15 protein-coding genes and 1 pseudogene are annotated in these 18105 nt (G+C 45.7%); 4 read left to right on the top strand and 12 right to left on the bottom strand.

Going from position 1 to position 18105, the window contains the following annotated elements; genetic code table 11:
- The first annotated feature begins 20 nt into the window (after positions 1-20).
- On the top strand, positions 21-1604 hold the full coding sequence (locus tag OGY83_RS24345; RefSeq protein WP_191214588.1) for a TerC family protein: 1584 nt from the start codon (positions 21-23) through the stop codon (positions 1602-1604).
- 44 nt (positions 1605-1648) lie between these two features.
- On the opposite strand, the gene asmA is transcribed toward OGY83_RS24345, so the two are convergent.
- From asmA to udk, 3 genes are all read right to left on the bottom strand, one after another.
- Positions 1649-3502 (bottom strand): outer membrane assembly protein AsmA, encoded by a 1854-nt coding sequence (gene asmA, locus OGY83_RS24340; RefSeq protein ID WP_286637095.1) that lies wholly within the window; start codon positions 3500-3502, stop codon positions 1649-1651.
- A gap of 26 nt (positions 3503-3528) precedes the next feature.
- The gene (gene dcd, locus OGY83_RS24335) at positions 3529-4110 is read right to left on the bottom strand and encodes a dCTP deaminase (RefSeq protein ID WP_003834269.1); all 582 of its coding nucleotides are present in this window, start codon (positions 4108-4110) and stop codon (positions 3529-3531) included.
- A gap of 91 nt (positions 4111-4201) precedes the next feature.
- Positions 4202-4843 carry a uridine kinase gene (gene udk / locus OGY83_RS24330; RefSeq protein ID WP_003036776.1) on the bottom strand — a complete coding sequence of 214 codons (642 nt, stop codon included), beginning with the start codon at positions 4841-4843 and terminating at the stop codon, positions 4202-4204.
- A 315-nt stretch (positions 4844-5158) separates the two neighbouring features.
- On the opposite strand from udk, the gene OGY83_RS24325 reads away from it, so the two are divergent.
- Entirely contained in the window at positions 5159-8488 is a 3330-nt protein-coding gene (locus tag OGY83_RS24325; RefSeq protein WP_286637094.1) for a diguanylate cyclase, read from the top strand.
- Here OGY83_RS24325 and alkA read toward each other — a convergent pair.
- On the bottom strand, positions 8456-9325 hold the full coding sequence (alkA, locus tag OGY83_RS24320) for a DNA-3-methyladenine glycosylase 2 (protein ID WP_286637093.1): 870 nt from the start codon (positions 9323-9325) through the stop codon (positions 8456-8458). The genes OGY83_RS24325 and alkA overlap by 33 nt on opposite strands.
- A 136-nt stretch (positions 9326-9461) precedes the next feature.
- Between alkA and yegD the strand changes: the two are divergent.
- Positions 9462-10142 (top strand): annotated as a pseudogene (yegD, locus tag OGY83_RS24315) (molecular chaperone); the annotation flags it as partial.
- A gap of 54 nt (positions 10143-10196) precedes the next feature.
- Here yegD and OGY83_RS24310 read toward each other — a convergent pair.
- The 5 genes from OGY83_RS24310 to OGY83_RS24290 form a co-directional block, all read right to left on the bottom strand.
- Positions 10197-10925: a class I SAM-dependent methyltransferase gene (locus tag OGY83_RS24310; RefSeq protein WP_286637092.1), complete on the bottom strand. Its 729-nt coding sequence runs from the start codon at positions 10923-10925 to the stop codon at positions 10197-10199.
- 79 nt (positions 10926-11004) lie between these two features.
- The gene (locus OGY83_RS24305; protein ID WP_286637091.1) at positions 11005-11295 is read right to left on the bottom strand and encodes a hypothetical protein; all 291 of its coding nucleotides are present in this window, start codon (positions 11293-11295) and stop codon (positions 11005-11007) included.
- Positions 11292-11603, bottom strand: coding sequence for a hypothetical protein (locus tag OGY83_RS24300; protein WP_286637090.1), 312 nt, complete (start codon positions 11601-11603; stop codon positions 11292-11294). Before OGY83_RS24300 ends, OGY83_RS24305 begins: the two co-directional genes overlap by 4 nt.
- A 2-nt stretch (positions 11604-11605) precedes the next feature.
- Positions 11606-12184: a hypothetical protein gene (locus tag OGY83_RS24295; RefSeq protein WP_286637089.1), complete on the bottom strand. Its 579-nt coding sequence runs from the start codon at positions 12182-12184 to the stop codon at positions 11606-11608.
- Positions 12181-13083: a DUF723 domain-containing protein gene (locus OGY83_RS24290; RefSeq protein WP_286637088.1), complete on the bottom strand. Its 903-nt coding sequence runs from the start codon at positions 13081-13083 to the stop codon at positions 12181-12183. Before OGY83_RS24290 ends, OGY83_RS24295 begins: the two co-directional genes overlap by 4 nt.
- Before the next feature lie 41 nt (positions 13084-13124).
- Here OGY83_RS24290 and OGY83_RS24285 point away from each other — a divergent pair, with 41 nt between their 5' ends.
- A complete protein-coding gene (locus OGY83_RS24285) occupies positions 13125-13577 on the top strand; it encodes a glycoside hydrolase family protein (protein ID WP_286637087.1) in 453 nt (150 codons plus the stop codon).
- 6 nt (positions 13578-13583) lie between these two features.
- Here OGY83_RS24285 and OGY83_RS24280 read toward each other — a convergent pair whose 3' ends face one another.
- Genes OGY83_RS24280 through OGY83_RS24270 form a run of 3 tightly spaced genes read right to left on the bottom strand, consistent with a single transcriptional unit; the run spans position 13584 to position 18101 of the window.
- Complete coding sequence (locus OGY83_RS24280) at positions 13584-13856, bottom strand: hypothetical protein (protein WP_286637085.1); 273 nt, start codon at positions 13854-13856, stop codon at positions 13584-13586.
- A gap of 40 nt (positions 13857-13896) precedes the next feature.
- Positions 13897-14844 (bottom strand): hypothetical protein, encoded by a 948-nt coding sequence (locus OGY83_RS24275; protein ID WP_286637084.1) that lies wholly within the window; start codon positions 14842-14844, stop codon positions 13897-13899.
- Positions 14844-18101 carry a phage tail tip fiber protein gene (locus OGY83_RS24270; protein ID WP_286637083.1) on the bottom strand — a complete coding sequence of 1086 codons (3258 nt, stop codon included), beginning with the start codon at positions 18099-18101 and terminating at the stop codon, positions 14844-14846. Before OGY83_RS24270 ends, OGY83_RS24275 begins: the two co-directional genes overlap by 1 nt.
- Positions 18102-18105: the final 4 nt, after the last annotated feature.

Genomic DNA, 18105 nt, shown 5'->3' with positions numbered 1-18105 from the left:
CTATGGGTATAGCATTTATTATGGAATGGATTGCCGATCCGTCAATCTGGGCCGGACTGGTCACGTTAATCGTGATCGAACTTGTTCTTGGCATTGATAATCTTGTTTTTATTGCCATCCTCGCGGAGAAACTACCTCCTGCCCAGCGGGATAAGGCGCGTATTACCGGGCTACTGCTGGCGATGGTTATGCGCCTGCTGCTGCTGGCATCGATATCCTGGCTGGTAACGCTGACCACGCCGCTGTTCAGCATTCGCGATCTCAGCTTCAGCGCCCGCGATCTGATCATGCTGTTCGGTGGTTTCTTCCTGCTGTTTAAAGCCACTATGGAGCTCAACGAACGGCTGGAAGGAAAAGACAGCGATAACCCCACCCAGCGTAAAGGCGCTAAGTTCTGGGGTGTGGTCGCACAGATCGTGGTGCTGGACGCCATCTTCTCTCTGGATTCCGTCATTACCGCTGTTGGCATGGTCGATCACCTGGCGGTGATGATGGCGGCAGTCATTATTGCCATCAGCCTGATGGTGCTGGCCAGCAAGTCGCTGACGCGCTTTGTTAACAGCCATCCAACTATAGTTATTCTGTGTCTGAGCTTCCTGCTGATGATTGGTTTCAGTCTGGTGGCCGAAGGGTTTGGTTTCCATATCCCGAAAGGTTACCTGTACGCGGCCATCGGCTTCTCGGTCATGATCGAAGCATTGAACCAGTTGGCTATTTTTAACCGTCGTCGCTTCCTCTCAGCCAACCATACTCTGCGCCAGCGCACCGCCGAGGCGGTTATGCGGCTGTTGAGCGGGCAAAAAGAAGATGCCGAACTGGATGCCGAAACCGCGGCAATGCTGGCGGACCATCATGAAGGTCAGATTTTTGCGCCTCAGGAACGGCGGATGATTGAACGTGTGCTGAACTTCAATCAGCGTACCGTCAGCAGTATCATGACCTCGCGCCATGATATTGAACATATCGACCTCAATGCGCCCGAAGCGGAAATCCGCGCCTTACTGGAAAAAAACCAGCATACGCGTCTGGTGGTCACTTGCGAAGACGAACAGGAAGAACTGCTGGGCGTGGTGCATGTCATCGATTTGCTGCAGCAGTCTCTGCGCGGCGAACCGCTCGACCTGCGCGTCTTGATTCGCCAGCCGCTGGTGTTCCCGGAAACTCTGCCGCTGCTTCCGGCACTTGAGCAGTTCCGTAATGCCCGTACGCACTTCGCGTTTGTAGCAGATGAATTTGGTTCCGTCGAAGGGATTGTGACGCTGAGTGATGTGATGGAAACCATCGCCGGCAATCTGCCAAACGAGGTAGAGGAAATCGACGCCCGCCATGATATTCAGAAAAACGCCGATGGCTCATGGACCGCTAACGGACATATGCCGCTGGAAGATCTGGTGCAGTATGTTCCTATTCCGTTAGACGAAAAGCGTGAGTACCACACTATTGCTGGTCTGTTAATGGAGTATTTGCAACGCATCCCCAAAACAGGCGAGGAAGTCCAGGTTGGCGACTATCGGCTAAAAACCCTGCAGGTGGAAAATCATCGTGTGCAAAAAGTCCAGCTGATACCGCTACACAGTGAAGAAGAGATGGATTACGAGGTGTAAGTCACGAGCCGGATGGGGCATTAGCCACCATCCGGCAATATGAATCAGAGCTTATCCAGCAACTTTTTAACATCTTTGCCGTTGCGGGAATCTTTATTGCGATCTGCCCAGTCATTCAGGCGACGTTTTGCTTCATCCTGCAGATGCTTACGCAAAAGCTGATCAACTTGCAGACTGTAGTTCAGTGATTGCCACTGGCCATAGACCCTAAGAGGAACCGGGGTGGCCTTCAGGAAATTAACCAACTTACTTTCGCCATCCCAACCGCCCAGCACGCGAATGTTAAACAGCGTGTCGCAATTCTGCTTCACCAGATCTAACGTTCCTTTGCCGGTTAGCGCCAGCATCGCGGATTCCCCTGCCATGTTATCCAGCGTCACCTCACCGTTATCCAGCGTCATATCGGTGACAAAATGATCCAGCCGGGTCACGTTATCGAGGTTTTGCTGAGATTTAACATCCCCACCGCTGCGTTCTACAGCCTGTTGAATCATCTGCTGGAAGTTCATCCCTTCCATTCGCGTATCGTTCATTTCAACATGGGCCTGCCCTTGCCAGCTGTGGCGAAACGCCTGGGCGTCAATATCCGAGCCGGAAAAATCCCCCGCCAGCGACAGCTTGCCGGTGAGTGCGATGGGGTAATCAAAGGCCTTCAGAATAGTGCCAATTTCCACACCTTCCAGGCGCGGATGAAAGACTGCTCGCGGTTCTCCCTTTCTGGCATCCAGCGTGCCGGGCAATGAGATCAGCCCGCCATTACTTTTTCCCTGCAACTGCGCAATGTTCAGTAAGCCGAACCGGTTGTCTATTTTTGCCGAGACATTCTCAAACGCCATTTTCCGCCACAGCACTTTATCAGCCTGCAAAGCGATGTCTGCCGAGAAACCTTTGAGTCCCTGATACGAAACGGCATCAACCTGGGAAGCAATGACGGGTCGCGCCAGCGTGGACTGACTCTGACCTTGCTGAACTTCACCTTTTGCTGTCGCCGCCGCGTCATGTTGAACGAGCAGGTTATCCAGATTGAGCTGACCAAATTTTAGGTCGACGGCCCATTCCGTTTTTTCCAACAAGGCCACATGCGCTTGCCCGGAGAAAGAAGAGTCATTAGCGGTTAAATTTATCTGGCTAAATGAAAGCTGTTTTTTTTCTTCCAGCCATTGCGCCTGAAGATGTCCCTGACCGTTGATCCCCTGCGGCGGCAGATCGGCCCCCTGCAGTTGCCAGCTTAACTGCTCGATATTCGCAGATAAGTTGTGCGGATAATCGGAAGCATCGACCGTACCGTTAAAGGATAACGCGAGATCGCGCTGATCGCGGTTCACACGCCCGGAGAAATCAAACGTGCCGCGGTGCTGGCTATCTTGTTCCATCTCCAGACGAATATCGCGAACAGTAATCTGTTCATCGTCTTCATGCTGGAACACCAGAACACTGTCGGCAACGCGCAGACGGGCGATATCAAACGACCATCCTTTGTCTTCCGCCAGATCGGGCAACATATTGTCTTTTGGGGCAACGGGCGCATCTTTGCCGCGCACCGCCTCAGTTTGCGGGGTCAGTTGAATCACTGCGCCTTTCAGCATCACCTGCTTAACGCTGAGCTGGTGGCTCAACAGCGGCCACAATGCAACGTCAAGACGCATATTGTCGGCACGAACCAGGGGGGCGCTGGCACCTTCAGCCGTTAACACCACTCGCCCTGATAGGATACTCAGTTGCGGCCATACGTGCCAACGCAAGGGGCCATCCAACTGCAGCTGATACCCGCTACGTGCAGCAACCTGCTTGACCATATACGCGCGGAAATCATTCGGATTCACCAACAGTACTAACGCAGAAAAGCCGGCCACCAGCACGACCAGAAGAATCATCAGCGTCGTCAGAAATCGTCTCATGCTATCCCCAATGGACTGATAAACACTCAGTCTTTATCGATCCGGCTGGCAACGGCGCCCTGCTGGTCGCGATACTTCGCATCCTGACGACGGTTATATGGTCGTGCTGCCGGACCGGAAAGCGGTTCGAAACTTAACGCACCAATCGGCATGCCCGGGCGCAAAGCCAGCGGTAATTTTCCGGAGTTGTAAAACTCCAGTACGATACAGCCAGACCAGCCCGGATCGATACGGTGTGCGGTGACGTGTACCATCAGTCCCAGACGAGCCAGCGAAGAGCGGCCATCTAACCAACCGACGAGATCGGAAGGCAACGTCACGGATTCAAATGTTACCGCCAGCGCAAGTTCCCCCGGATGCAGGAAAAATGCCTCGCCGTCCTTGAGGACGATTTCATCGCTCATCACGCGATCCAGCGCGGCGCTGACTTCATCTTTCGGTCCGCTTAAATCAATATAAGCCGCCGTATGACCACGGAACGTACGGAATTTGTTGCCAAGACGCACATCTACCGTGGCGCCATTGATTCGCTCGACAGGAGGGCGTGGAGTGATCGACAGGCGACCTTCATCCAACCAGGCTTCAATATCTCGATCACATAAACGCATGGCACTTTCTCCTTTCGTGCTTCAAACCCTTAATGCCAGGTGCGTTAAGGGTGAACCAGGTTATCACTGAACGGTACACAATTCGCTGAACTTATTCAAAGAACTGACTGATTTTAGCCTTCAGAATATCGATGGCGATGCGGTTTTTACCCCCGCGCGGCACAATGATGTCGGCGTATTGTTTTGAAGGCTCAATAAATTGCAGGAACATTGGGCGGACGGTTTTCTGGTATTGCGCCATCACCGAATCCATTGAACGACCACGTTCATTCACATCCCGCTTGATACGGCGCATCAGACAAATATCCAGTGGCGTATCAACAAAAATAGAAAAGTTCATCTCATCGCGCAAACGCGCATCCGTCAGCAGCAAAATGCCTTCCAGGATGATGACTTTCTTGGGTTCGATATGAATAGTGTCTTGCGTACGCGTGTGCTCAACATAGCTATATACCGGCAGCTCAATAGCAGAGCCGCGTTTCAGCGTTTGCAGATGTTGAAACAGCAGGCTGTGGTCCATCGCGTTCGGATGGTCGTAGTTGGTTTTTACGCGTTCTTCCATCGACAGATGGCTTTGATCTTTGTAATAGCTGTCTTCGGGAATAACGCCAATATGTTCGTCACCGACTTGTTCACGCAATTCGCGATAAAGAGTACTGGCAATAAGGCTCTTGCCGGAAGCCGATGCGCCGGCAATGCCGATAATGACGCACTGATGGGACTGATCAGTCATAAATTTAGCGACCTGATTAACCTGGATGTAAGGAAGGGCGGCGCCGAAACGCCAAACGCGGCAATTATAGGGATTTCAGCGGCGCGATGCCACCCCAGGCTGCACCAATGCTGTCCCTGTCGCAAATTAAAATGGTCAGATTTAGAACAGCCGCTATATTTATTCACCTGCCTTAGGAATTAATAGCTTGGGAGTGTTAATTTATGAGCAGCTGGCGTATAAATTGTAAATTGTTTGTACTAGCATAATCCCAGATTAAATGTGATGCGTCCGGCATCTCTGCTGGGCGACAACGGCTATTTGGGTAGAGTGGTAATGAGTAAACAATCCCAACATGTTTTAGTTACCTTACCCCATCCTCTACTGCGCCTGGCCAGTTTAGGTCTGGTGGCTTTCATCTTTACGTTGTTTTCGCTGGAACTGTCACGTTACGGCGCACAGCTTGCACCGCTGTGGTTTCCAACCTCTATCATGATGGTGGCTTTTTACCGTCACGCTGGAAAGATGTGGCCAGGGATCGCGCTGGCTTGCTCATTCGGCAGCATCGGCGCTTCTTTACTCTTTTTCCCCGGACAGTCGCTTAATTTCTCCTTTACTGTCATTAACATTATTGAGGCTGTTGTTGGCGCAATGTTATTGCGTAAACTGCTGCCCTGGTACAATCCCTTACAAAATTTGAATGACTGGGCACGCCTGGCATTTGGTAGCGCGGTTGTTCCGCCACTGTTGGGCGGCATATTGATGTGGTTGTTGCTGCCGAAGGACACGTCATTAAATACCTTTCTCATTTGGGTACTGTCAGAATCCATCGGCGCACTGGCGTTGGTGCCGTTAGGTTTACTGTTTAAACCACATTACCTGTTGCGCCATCGCGACCCGCGATTATTGTTTGAGACCCTGATTACCCTGCTGGTGACCTTAACGCTCAGTTGGCTGTCCATGATGTACATTCCATGGCCATTTACCTGCGTTATTGTCCTGCTGATGTGGAGCGCTGTCCGTCTGCCGCGTATGGAGGCGTTTTTAATATTCCTCAGCACCGTGATGATGGTGTCGCTGATGCTGGCTGCCGACCCTTCGCTGCTTTACACCCCAAAACCGAACATGATGACGGACATCCCCTGGTTGCCGTTTTTAATGATCCTGTTGCCCGCCAATATGATGACCATGGTGATGTACGCGTTTCGAGCCGAACGCAAGCACATTTCAGAAAGCGAGTCGCGCTTTCGCAACGCCATGGAATATTCCGCGATAGGCATGGCACTGGTCGGTACCGAGGGGCAATGGTTACAGGCCAATAAAGCCTTGTGCCAGTTTCTGGGCTATAGCCAGGAGGAGTTACGTTCACTGACCTTCCAGCAATTAACCTGGCCGGAAGATTTGAACAACGACATTGAACAGCTGAACATGCTGGCACGCGGAGAGATTAATAGCTATTCCATGGAAAAACGCTATTACACCCGCGCAGGCGACGTCGTTTGGGCGTTGCTGGCTGTTTCGTTAGTGCGTCATAGCGACAATACCCCACTCTACTTTATTGCGCAGGTTGAGGACATTAACGACCTGAAGCATACCGAGTGGATCAACAAACGGTTGATGGAGCGCATTACCCTCGCCAATGAAGCCGGGGGGATTGGGATCTGGGAATGGGAACTCCAGCCTGACGTGATCAGCTGGGATAAACGGATGTTCGATCTCTACGAAGTTCCTGCGCATATTAAGCCCAGTTGGCAAGTCTGGTATGAGTGCGTTGTACCCGAAGATCGCGAGTACGCCGAAAATGTGATTCGTGATTCTCTGGCCGCACGGGCTCCGTTCAAGCTTGAGTTTCGAATCGCGGTGAAAGATGGCATACGCCATATCCGCTCGTTGGCCAACCAGGTGCTGAATAAAGACGGCGAAGTTGAACGCTTGCTTGGTATCAATATGGACATGACCGAAGTGAAGCAGCTTAACGAAGCGCTGTATCAGGAAAAGGAGCGCCTGCATATTACGCTGGATTCAATCGGCGAAGCGGTGATTTGTATTGATGTCGATATGAATGTGACCTTTATGAATCCGGTCGCTGAGAAAATGAGCGGCTGGCAGCAGGACAGTGCCATCGGCATTCCGCTATTGACGGTACTACATATTACTTTTGGCGAGAACGGTCCGCTGATGGAAAATATCTACAGTGCTGACATGTCGCGGACGGCAATCGAACAGGAAGTGGTCCTGCATTGTCGTAACGGCAACAGTTATGACATTCAGTACAGCATCACGCCTCTCAGCACCCTTGACGGCGGCAGCATTGGCTCGGTGTTGGTTATTCAGGACGTCACAGAGTCACGGAAGATGCTCCGTCAGCTTAGCTACAGTGCCTCGCATGATGACCTGACGCAGTTAGCAAACCGGGTCAGCTTCGAAAACCATCTAAAACAATTGCTGCATTCGGTACACGACACGCACCAGCGCCATGTATTGGTTTTTATCGATTTAGATCGTTTTAAAGCAGTGAACGACAGCGCGGGTCATGCCGCCGGCGATGCTCTGCTGCGTGAACTCTCTGCGCTTATGCTCAGCATGTTGCGATCCAGCGATATGCTGGCGCGCCTGGGCGGTGACGAATTTGGTCTGTTGCTGCCGGATTGTAATATCGAAAGCGCACGCTTTATCTCAGGTCGCATCATCAGTGCTATTAATAATTACCACTTTATGTGGGAAGGCCGTTTGCACCGTATTGGCGCCAGTGCGGGAATTACGCTGATTGATGAGAAAAATCATGTCGCGACTGACGTTATGTCTCAGGCCGATATCGCCTGCTACGCGGCGAAAAACAGCGGCCGCGGGCGAGTCTGTGTCTATGAGCCTCAGCAAAGCCAGGCCCATGCCGCACGTAGCCAACTGTCATTGGATGAACAAAGGCACACTATTACACACAACCCTATGCTGATGATCGCCAGAGGTGTTGCTTCTCCGCGTATACCGGAGACGTTTAGCTTCTGGATTATCTCACTTCGCTTAGGCACCGCTGAGGGTGACGTCATTGAAGATCAAGCCTTCCAGGCCGGGCTGGTCGATCCCACGTTGAGTCAAGCGCTCGATCGTCGGGTATTCGGCGAGTTCTTCCAGAATGCTGCCCCAGCCGTCGCCAGTAAGGGTCTCAGTATTGCCCTGCCCCTTTCCGCCGCCGGCCTGCTCAACACAGAACTTGTCGATGAACTGCTGGAGCACTTGCAACGCAGTCCGCTACCGCCACGACTGCTGCATCTGACCGTTCCGGCAAGCGTCATCAAAACAAACCCAACGCAGGCGGAATCCACCTTGCATCGACTACGCCAGTACGGCTGTCGAATTGTATTAAGTCAGGTTGGTCGCGACTTAGATCTTTTTGACAACCTGAAATATCACATTGTCGATTACCTGTTGCTCGACAGCGAGCTAAGTGCCAGCGCTCCCGGCAACCTGATCGACGAAATGTGGGTGTCCATTATCCAGGGCCATGCTCAGCGCCTGGACATTAAAACCATCGCCGGTCCGGTGCAACTGCCTCTCATCATGGATACGCTTTCTGGCATCGGTATTGATATGATTTATGGCGATATTATTGCCGACGCCCAACCGCTGGATCTGCTACTGAATACCAGCAATTTCGCCATCAACTGACGGCTGCCAGCCATCCGTATACCAGATATGCAACAGCGCATAGGAACGCCAGGGTTTCCAGCGCTCTGCATACCGCCGGATCTGGGCCGGTGTCATGCCGGGAAAACGCTGCTTAATCAGATAATCATCCGGCAGAAAAACGTCCTTCGCCTGCCAGCCGCGCAGTGCAAAGTAATTGGCGGTCCAGCGCCCTATCCCAGGAAACGTTTGTAGCTGCTTAACGCCTTGTTCGATATCGGCAGGGGCTGTTGTCGCGAGCGTTCCTTCAAGGGTTGCATGAGCAAGGTGAATCAACGCTTCAGCGCGTTTGAGCGGCATTCCTAACGCTTTCAGGTGCAGCGGATCGGCGTTAGCAAGCGCTTCTGGCGAGGGAAAACACACATACCCGGGCGCATCCTCCAGCGTATTGCCGTAAGCGTGCGCCACTTTCGCCGTCAGTTTCGCGGCCATCGCCACGCTGACTAACTGCCCTAAAATCGCCCGTACCCCTTGCTCAAACGCATCGACACATCCCGGCAGGCGCATTCCCGGACGCGCCGCACCGAGGCTGCCCAGCGCGTCGACAATTTGCTGCGGGCAACAGCCAAGATCGAACAAGCGCGTTATTTTTGCCAGGCACTCAGAGGCGACCGGCTGTAACCCTGAGCTTAACGTCACCTGTAGCACGTTGGCATGCAGATCCGGGACAACGCGCACCAGACCACGATGCTCCCCTACGGACAGACTTCGGACATAGCTCAGTTCCTCTACGGTCTCGACACCTTCAACCACACGGGCAGCAAGAAACCCCAGCATCCAGGGCCAGTCATAAGGCGGTTGCCAGCTCAGCGTGAACATTCAGTTTTCCTTTTTAAGCAAACCTACAGCATAAACGGTATTCAATCAGTACGCCTTGCTTTCATATTCCAGTTGTCGGGGCGTCAACTATTCGTTAAAGTCACGCCCCTTCTTCACTGGCATGGGGATTTTTACGGTGTTTATTGGTTTTGACTACGGTACGGCAAACTGTTCAGTGGCCGTTATGCGCGATGGGCAGCCCCACCTGCTCAAAATGGAAAATAACAGCACGCTGCTACCCTCAATGCTGTGCGCACCAACGCGCGAAGCGGTTAGCGAGTGGCTGTATCGCCATCACGACATCCCAACTACGGACGATGAAACGCAGGCGCTGCTTCGCCGTGCGATGCGCTACAACCGCGAAGAAGACATCGACGTTAACGCCAACAGCGTGCAGTTCGGTCTGGCATCGCTGGGTCAGTATATTGAAGACCCCGAAGAGGTGTACTTCGTTAAATCGCCAAAATCATTTTTGGGTGCCAGCGGTCTGAAACCACAGCAGGTTGCGCTGTTTGAAGATCTGGTCTGCGCAATGATGCTGCACATTCGCAACCAGGCGCAAAGCCAGCTGCCGGAAGCTATCACCCAGGCCGTGATTGGTCGGCCCATCAACTTCCAGGGATTAGGTGGGGATGACGCCAACACCCAGGCGCAGGGTATTCTTGAACGTGCAGCCAAACGTGCCGGTTTTCAGGATGTCGTCTTCCAGTACGAACCGGTAGCGGCGGGACTGGATTACGAAGCGACACTGCAGGAAGAAAAGCGCGTGCTGGTTGTGGATATTGGCGGGGGTACGACCGACTGTTCCCAATTGGTATAGTAAGTACACCCAAATAAAAAGCATCGTTTTCAATGCGTTAACTAAAACCCATCAAAGATTAGTACCGTCATAGTCCACTAACACCGATTCACACGTTACCTTCGTACCGTTCCATTGGTCGCGATAGATTGATGTATCGATGCCCACCCCAGGATGTAAGATTAGCCCCGTATCCTTTTCAAATTTTAGGTACTTGGTTGACTGTATCGAGCGGTCATAGTACGTATGGCCTGAGTACTTAAACCCCGCACTACCCTGTGGAACAATCCATGCCCCAAAGCTGGAGTACTCCCTTGCCCTATCAATTATCTTGTACTCAAATTCACTACCCGTATAACGGCCTGTATACGTCCCTGACGTTTTAATCTTACCAAATGGGGGATTACCATAGGCGACACGGTAGAAACGGTCTGGTGTGTATTGGAGAGCATCACCAGTGATCCATTCCGCTTGTGGTAGTACCCGCTTTCCAATCATTACGTACTCTGGATTTAGTTCTACGCATGTTATGTGCGATGGTTTATTACGTATAAATTGGTAGTAGCTAAGTCGCCCGATACCCGCACATAATTCTATACAGTCATCACTACAGCCAGCATCTAGTAGGAAGTCCCACGCTAACATTTCGGGGGTAAAGAAACTACCTGTTGCACCAATACCATCACCTTTGTAGTTATTGAAGATAAACTCTTTATCATCTTCTGTTAGTTGCTTATCTGAGTGTACTAACTCCATTACTTTTAAATGTAGTTGTGATTCTTTTTTAGTTACTCTTGCCATAAAATACCCTTATACAGTTAATGTATGGGTATTTAGTTACGGGCATAAAAAAGCCCACGTACAATACATGGGCTTGGTATTAACCACCACCTAACATAATACTAAGCAATGAAAATATTTCCCCTAAAGGTAGGGAAAATAGGACAATGCCAAAGTAATCAAGTAGTGGTACTAAAATGTAATTCCACGCAAGGATAGTACCGAGAACATAGAACATAAAATTACGACCACTAAAGCCCTTTTTAATTTCTTCTCTATTTGTCTCGTTAGTTTCTTGAGTAGTTACTACGCTTTTATCAACTTCCTTTTCTTGTTTTTTCTGGAAAAAGGATAGACCAGATTTTATTAGATCGTAAATTATACTAATCATTCCATTATACCTACACAATAGGCATGTACTCTAAGCCCCTTAACGAATAATTCACCATATCCCAAAACTACTACATCAAAACCCATACCGCGTAGTTCCCAACGTAGAATACTACCAACTTCAATTGGTTTCTTCTGTTCATAAACTACATTCATATGTTGAGATGAAGTATAACCACTACCTTTTAGTACCTTCTTAACTTTCTTATTCAGAAAAATATTATCGATGGGTTTACTATTAGCCATTGGCGTAAACCCATCAAGTGTAATGTATGGCGTATCATCATTAAAATGTTGTTCAAAATCCATGCCTAGCCTCTTTTTAATTTAAAGTGTCCTTGTATGCCGCTTATAATCGCCATAGCCCCCTGTTCTGCCTCATTATAAAAGTCATATACGAGCTGACGCTTTTTACTTTCGCGTACACCAATTATCCTCTTGGTTTTATCTTTTGTATCTTTCTTTGTAGTGTCGATTAAGTATTTCTTACCGTTCTGTACTACTGCCTTGTATTTACCCTTTGCTAAACCACTTTTTAATTGTGAAATGTTCCCCTGTTTAGTCATTTTTGCCGAACTGGTAGGAACAAATTTATTAATATAGGAAGGTTTAACAATTACATCATATAGGTACTTGGCCTGAATATCCTTAATCATAATAGTACAGGTAACACTAGTACCACTTTTAGCATAAAAGAATAGTACCGCACTATTAGTAAATGGAACCGGACCCTTATCAATTGCCGCTGACATATCGGCCTGCATTTGTCTTGCCAAAGAACGAGAACGGGAAATTAATTCCTCTTGGAATTGATTACCATACTTTTTCCCTTCTGAGTTTATAAACCCCTTAACACTGGTTAAACCGCTTATTTTAGTTTTTACTTTCATAACCACCCTTCAATAGTCTGTATGATTCCCCTCATTCTTCCCTTATCACTTGGGAAAATAGTTTTATTTAATACAGCCTTATTCAATAGATCTGTATCTAACCCATGAAGGAAAATTAAATAACTTTCCACGAATAATGTTTCAGCCATTGTGGGGAATCCCCATAGAATAGTACGGGTGTAATCTTCCCCATCAGCTATTTTCTGATTTACAATCTTTGAGCTTGAGGAATAATCACGCCATCCATTTTCCACACTATCAGGTTTTAACTTTTTAACATCCTTCACTTTTTTAAACATCTGCTTACTTCCGATATATGCCGAACCATCGGGGAATTTAAAAAGGTAGATGAATCCCACATACCCCCCATCCATTAGATCATTTTCAGTCCAATCTGGTGAGTACTCCCACGGTTTCATATTCCCACTATTACTACGTTTCAATTCATTAATAGTAGTTTTTGTTCTTTTAACTGTAACTTTCTTTTTCTCTTTTTTCGGTTTTGTAGCACACCCCCTATGATTATGTCCCTTAAGATGATTACCGGGTGTAATAGTGATATCATCACGACCACATTTATTGCATTTAACATTATCCATTTTAGTGGTTAAGTTAACATATGTTGAATCACTATAATCATATTGGTAATTATGTACTTTATTAGCTTTTATAATGAACTCATCCATACCCATTGATAGTTTTTTACTCATCCGTTCCCTGGTACATTTATCACAATTTTGCCCGTTAATTAAATTATGTGGAATCATTTCCACATCACCATGTAATGTACATGTAAAGGTGGCTTTATTTAAAACTCCAGAATAAACAAAATTTTCAAATGTAAATTTATTACCTTGTGCCGCCTTAATTCTCGCGATTACAATTTCCCTTGTCAGCATAAATACCTCATAAATTATTATTCTTATGAGGTATTTAGTGAATGGATTTAAAACAACGATTAATTAACTATGAAGGTACAAAAGAGTACCAAATAACACGCGGATATTTTAAACAAAGTAAATTCTGGATGTATAAAGATACGGAAGGATACGACACAATAGGTTATGGGCATAAAGTACTACCAAATGAATATGAAAAATTCAAATCAGGTATTACCCCAATTGATGCCGATCTATTATTGGCATGGGATATTGACCGTACTATGAAAGATGTAAAAACACTTGGTTTAGTACTCCCAAAGGATTGGGAAGATTTCATGGTAATTATGGTGTTTCAATTAGGTTTAGCAGGTACTAAGAAATTCAGAAAGATGATTGCCGCACTGAAAGTACAGGACTATCCTGAAGCAATTAAACAGGCTAAAGATTCTTTATGGTATCGTCAGACACCCAATAGACTAAACGCAATGATCGCAGAATTAAAAAACAAATAAGGGGCATTATGCCCCTTTAGTTTTTTCAAGAATTGCAAGAATACGCTCAACTTTTAGATCCAATTGGTGAATCTGTGATTGTAGTTCCTGTAAACTGTCGTCTAATTCACTTTGCTTTTTTTCTAATCGTTCCATATCCACTTTATTGTGTTCTGTATATGATTCAAGTTTAGCAAGTCGTGACGCTAATTTATCTATATCTGTTCCTTTATCTCTAAAGATATTCCATAGTAAAGCACCACCCGCAAATATAACAGCAAAAATGCTTTCCCAACCCATATTAAATTCCTTATTGCTATTATTATTATTGTATTATTATTTATAGTGAGTATGGGTAATAGGTATCATATGGTACACAATCAATATAAGCTACTTTAGTTCCCACTACCCAACCACGCGGTATAGTTGGTACGTTTACCATTGTTGCTTGATATACTTCCGTATTTGATGTACGCCACCTTCCATTTAAAATACCACACCCACTACACATAAATCTTTCAAATCCAAATAGGGGATAAGATGGATCTTGTGGTTGATACATAAAAGCAGTAACACCAGTAGTAACCGCAATTGGGGTAGTACTTTCAACATATTGGGTAGTAATCCACTTAAGATCTAATGGTAGGCAATTGTTATGCCATACCATATTACCATCCCTGTATATATAGAATCCATTTGGTGGGATTGGTGGTAGCTTATTTGCAAATACATATAACCTTATGGGAAACGCATTAGCATTAGCCCCAAATGTTAACCGCCATTGTCCATTAACATTAGATGTAGAGAAGAAACTACGTGATAAATTACCACCCTGATCAAATCGATTCCGTACAAATCCAATAATACCAGATGATACGGGTACACCCGTATCAACATATTGAGCACCTGCGGCTAAATCTACAACATTACTTAGAATGAAGGGCGTAAAGTCGGGGGCTAACTTCACGGTACGATAGCCCGATGTATAATCATATAGGGCAAATCCAGAATATGAACTATCAGCCCCCGCTTTAGCCGTTGCCGTAACTACAAGTGTTAATGAAAAGTTACTATTCCAATATAGTGTATTACCATCAACCCACGCTGTAATTGTTGCTTGGCTTGTGGGAACCGCCATTGTTCCATTCATACCAACTACATCATAATTAAATGCTGTACTTGAATATGTTTTACTTCCTTGACCCGATACTACCAAATAATCTACTACATATGTAAAGCCCATCGCATTAGTAGCATCATATGAGGTTCCATTAATAAACATTTGCATTATAGACGTGCCCCCATAACTACAGTAGGTCTACCCGCCGCATCATAAAAGGCAATTCTAGTACTTGTAATTGATAATCTACCCTGCCCTGGTACTTGTCCATTTATATACATATCACCACTCTTGTCTATTCTCCATCCTGATTGTTCCCATACATAGTTAGTACTTTGAATAGTATCGGCAATCTGTGCCGAACCAATTTGAGCATTACCAATTTTGGCTGATGTAATTGAGCCATCAACTATTTTCGCCGTATTTACGGATAAGTCGGCAATTTTGGAATTAGTGACGGATAAATCAGCAATATATGCCGTACCTATGCTGCCCTGTTGAATCATGGCAGTTTTCATATATGTAGTGCCATTAATAATAGAGAATGGTGCTGTACCACCTACCGTTGCGGTATCAGTTCCAGAAATTACGAATTTATCTGCGGCAAAATAGATAGCAGAATTATTACTAGTACCTTCACTTGCTACTAAACGCATCCCAGCCACTGTACCACCCGCATTAACGGATAAAGTATATTGTGCGTCTACTGTGGATTTATCGGCCTTAGTAACCATTTGTTGGTTTACACTGGCTATATTACCATCTACTTCACTTTTCAATTGTGTAATTTGTTGCGTTGTTGCCGTATTATTATCAACAATTGTTTGATTCATTTCGGTAATCTTGGCACTAATATCATTATCAATTTTGTTTTCAAGTACACCAATTTGTGTATTAGTATATTCACTACTTTCATTTACTGCATTATTTAATGTATCATCTAAACGCTTATCAAGATCTAGAATACCATTAATTTCATTAGCATCTTCTTGTGTGAATTGATATTTGGAATTGATTGAAATAGTCTGCTCTGGAGTATAGATTATATTATCCTGTCCAAAAATATCAAAGAATCCAATTTTAACTTTATATTCACCATCAGTAATGTTTGGTACAGAATCAAATTCTGGCTTATTACTAATGTATACTCTGGATTGAGTACCGGAAATCATGGAAATTACACAACCAGCATAATCACGTTCGGTTGATGGAGTCCATGAACAAAATAGATTACCAAAACCACCACCAATTGTTAAACCTGTTGCCTGTCTACATTGTTTGTTTTCAACGGTAATCTTTACTTCCTGTGAGTATGTACCCGAATTGTAACCCTGTGCGATAATACCAATAGTTGGTTTACGTACTTTTAGTTCATTCAATGCTAATGTGTAATTGAAAAAGTTCTCTTGTGTATAGAAGGTTTTAATTAGTGAATTACCATTATAGATGTTAATAACATAGTACCGGAAATAATCACTAAATGATCTACCATTCACTGGTAAATTCTTCTGGTTATCCCAACGTATATTAAAATCACCCGAATCTGTGACGTATACGGATTCTGTACTATTGGCAAGAATAACACCAGTAACTGCGGGTAATGTGAAATTGAATTCAGGTTTAATACCTTCTAATGTCAATTTAGCACTACGGCGATTAAGAATATTATAGGCTTCAACGGAAAAATCATAGTTTTGACTTTCATCTAAACCGTATATATCGAATTCCGTAGACATTACAGAAGTAGATCCGGCAAATGTCCAAGTATTAGTACTCGACAACTTATAGTACACATAATATCCACGCAAGTTGGGATCGGGGCTGGCATCCCAATCTACCGTTACTACGTTACCAGTAGTAATTGTACCTTTACGGAATACCTGTAGATTTACTGGCGGTAGTACAGTTAGTACATTACCCGCACCCCCCGAAATTGTTCCCGCTGGGGGGAATACTAATGAATCATCACCATCAAATATTGCATCTGGATATTCAACCGCCGAAATCTGGCAATAGCCCACGTTCTTTTGATCGGTGGCAACTGACTTAGTTAGTACTTTGAATTTTCCATTAATACCCAATTCACTATTCTGTACAGTAATTGAATCCCACACTTTAAGATCCCATGCTTCCCCTGTAGTAAATTGAATAGTTTTAAGGGCAAAACGTGCCTTGCGTAGTTCACTATTCGCAAGTAGATTCACTGCCCCTTCCGAATAAATCCAAGAGAAATCACGGCTAAGGGGGATTACTTGACCATCCGACTTAATAACATCATCTGTACTAATATCTGATGGAATACGTATTACATCCGTTGAGTAGTTATTCTTAACACTGGTAAACTGACAATCAAGAACATTATAGTAGTCCTGATTACCTGATGTGATTACTTTCAAATCACCAACCATATTAGATTCATCAAATGACTGTACAGATAAAGTTTTACGATCAACCGTAATACAAATTTGCCCACCATGTACATATGTAATTCCTCCAAATGTTTGGAGAATGTTTTCAATATTCTTTTTGTAAGTATCTTGATAACTAATTGCACCATTTGAGTATAGGCCAACTGAATGACAATATGCTGCCGATTCTTCGAATGAATCAATATTAATGAGTTGAGGATCTAACCCCATCCCATAGATAGTATTAGTTAGGTAGTCATAGATCTGGCTTACGGGGCATGAAGTGGCAAAAGTAGTACCGCTGTAGAAATCATAGATTTTCTGCCCTTTCAGTTCCACATTCATTGTGAAATTATCATTTGTTAAAATGTTATCTTCTAATGATTGTTGAGTCTTTTTAATTACCGCATAAACTGATACAACACCTTTACCATAAAAGTTATCTTTCCATTTCTCACCCGCATATGTTTTAGCAAGGGATGAAGTAGAATTATAGTCACCTCCAAAACGTACTTCTAATTGAAGGTATGGTGAAAACTTATTTGAAATAATGTTATTACCTACAATACCATCCTGTGTAATTGGTGCATCAAGTACAGGCACGTTATCAAAGTATATTTGTTCTATGTATGGTTCTACACCAGTCATAGCAACTACTTGTGAAGAAAAGAAGTATTGCGATTCATTGTCTTTTACTGCGTACCAGTTATTGATAGTACCAGTTAGTATAAATGAGCCTTTATTCTTTTCATCCTTATGTGGTAATTGCCCCCCATAGATTACGGGTAATCCAGTTGCGGGGGATGTAGAACGGCTTAATGTGTCCGTAACATCCCCATACCCCTGAGCACCAATCTGTGAAAGCATACTTGTAGCAACTAGGGAAACTGCCCCGGCTGCCGCACCATAACCAATTGCCGCTAATGCTGTACCACCCGAAAAGTACACGGCAACCGCAACTACTACCGCTGTTAGGATTGCCCCAAAAAAATTACCAATGCCGCCACCGCCGCCCATAGTT

It is taken from the genome of Citrobacter sp. Cpo090 (assembly GCF_030332665.1).
Classification (GTDB): Bacteria; Pseudomonadota; Gammaproteobacteria; order Enterobacterales; family Enterobacteriaceae; genus Citrobacter; species Citrobacter portucalensis.
Note: the sequence above shows the minus strand (reverse complement) of the source record. Positions and strands in the feature narration are given on the sequence as shown.

Excerpts from the sequence above, each read along its gene's own strand:
- OGY83_RS24345 (WP_191214588.1), top strand. The coding sequence starts at position 21 with ATGGAATGGATTGCCGATCCGTCAATCTGGGCCGGACTGGTCACGTTA.
- asmA (WP_286637095.1), bottom strand. The coding sequence starts at position 3,502 with ATGAGACGATTTCTGACGACGCTGATGATTCTTCTGGTCGTGCTGGTG.
- dcd (WP_003834269.1), bottom strand. The coding sequence starts at position 4,110 with ATGCGTTTATGTGATCGAGATATTGAAGCCTGGTTGGATGAAGGTCGC.
- udk (WP_003036776.1), bottom strand. The coding sequence starts at position 4,843 with ATGACTGATCAGTCCCATCAGTGCGTCATTATCGGCATTGCCGGCGCA.
- OGY83_RS24325 (WP_286637094.1), top strand. The coding sequence starts at position 5,159 with ATGAGTAAACAATCCCAACATGTTTTAGTTACCTTACCCCATCCTCTA.
- alkA (WP_286637093.1), bottom strand. The coding sequence starts at position 9,325 with ATGTTCACGCTGAGCTGGCAACCGCCTTATGACTGGCCCTGGATGCTG.
- OGY83_RS24310 (WP_286637092.1), bottom strand. The coding sequence starts at position 10,925 with ATGGCAAGAGTAACTAAAAAAGAATCACAACTACATTTAAAAGTAATG.
- OGY83_RS24305 (WP_286637091.1), bottom strand. The coding sequence starts at position 11,295 with ATGATTAGTATAATTTACGATCTAATAAAATCTGGTCTATCCTTTTTC.
- OGY83_RS24300 (WP_286637090.1), bottom strand. The coding sequence starts at position 11,603 with ATGGATTTTGAACAACATTTTAATGATGATACGCCATACATTACACTT.
- OGY83_RS24295 (WP_286637089.1), bottom strand. The coding sequence starts at position 12,184 with ATGAAAGTAAAAACTAAAATAAGCGGTTTAACCAGTGTTAAGGGGTTT.
- OGY83_RS24290 (WP_286637088.1), bottom strand. The coding sequence starts at position 13,083 with ATGCTGACAAGGGAAATTGTAATCGCGAGAATTAAGGCGGCACAAGGT.
- OGY83_RS24285 (WP_286637087.1), top strand. The coding sequence starts at position 13,125 with ATGGATTTAAAACAACGATTAATTAACTATGAAGGTACAAAAGAGTAC.
- OGY83_RS24280 (WP_286637085.1), bottom strand. The coding sequence starts at position 13,856 with ATGGGTTGGGAAAGCATTTTTGCTGTTATATTTGCGGGTGGTGCTTTA.
- OGY83_RS24275 (WP_286637084.1), bottom strand. The coding sequence starts at position 14,844 with ATGCAAATGTTTATTAATGGAACCTCATATGATGCTACTAATGCGATG.
- OGY83_RS24270 (WP_286637083.1), bottom strand. The coding sequence starts at position 18,101 with ATGGGCGGCGGTGGCGGCATTGGTAATTTTTTTGGGGCAATCCTAACA.